The organism is Winogradskyella psychrotolerans RS-3 (assembly GCF_000427335.1).
Classification (GTDB): domain Bacteria; phylum Bacteroidota; class Bacteroidia; order Flavobacteriales; family Flavobacteriaceae; genus Winogradskyella; species Winogradskyella psychrotolerans.
Map to the genome: position 1 here is coordinate 1 of NZ_ATMR01000025.1, position 771 is coordinate 771.

The following is a 771-nucleotide window of genomic DNA, read 5'->3' on the forward strand; positions in this document are numbered from 1 at the left end:
CTGTTGGCCAATTTGTAAGCAGCTTGCCATAGGTCCATGTCTTCTGCCAAGCCTTCAGCAAGTGAGCCAAACCACAAACCAAAAGAAGAGGGCATTGCCAATTGGGTATGGGTATAGCCAGGCATCAAGTCATCTTTGTGCTTTTCAGCCAAAGAGGTAAGCAATTGAAAAAGATTTTCAATTTCCGTTACCGTTTCTTTGATGGCCTTTCTGTAATACAATTTCAGGTCTACTAAAACCTGATCGTTTCTGGATCGACCACTGTGTAATTTTTTACCTACATCACCATACCTTTCGGTGAGTAGAAATTCCACCTGGCTATGTACATCTTCCACTCCCGGAGCAATGCTAAATTTCCCTTCAGCTATTTCTTCCCGGATTTCTTTTAACCCCTTTATTAAAATCTTCAACTCATCCTTTGTTAGCAGGCCTATAGACTCCAACATGATGGCATGTGCCATCGATCCTGTTACATCAAAAGGGGCTAGCAGAAGATCAAATTCAGGATCTCTTCCTATGGTAAAAGCTTCTACTTCTTTCTTACTGGTTTTGTCTTTTTGCCAAAGCTTCATTGGGTGGTTCTTTTTGTTATGGAAAAATAATTTTCCAAGAGTGTAACATATAATGAGATTCCTTCTTTCAGTTCATCAATATAAATAAATTCGTCAGCAGTATGGGACCTGGCTGAATCCCCAGGGCCTATCTTGACTGAAGGAAAAGGGATCAGGGCCTGATCTGACAATGTAGGGCTACCATACATTCCCAAGCCCA

The 771-nt window shown here is 41.4% G+C and carries 1 protein-coding gene and 1 pseudogene; both read right to left on the bottom strand.

Going from position 1 to position 771, the window contains the following annotated elements:
- Positions 1 to 572 (bottom strand): lyase family protein (locus tag ADIWIN_RS02045; protein ID WP_040756304.1); only part of this gene is annotated, 572 nt, incomplete at its 3' end.
- Positions 569 to 771: pseudogene (locus tag ADIWIN_RS21045) on the bottom strand (acetylornithine deacetylase); the annotation flags it as partial. The pseudogene ADIWIN_RS21045 and the gene ADIWIN_RS02045, both read right to left, overlap by 4 nt.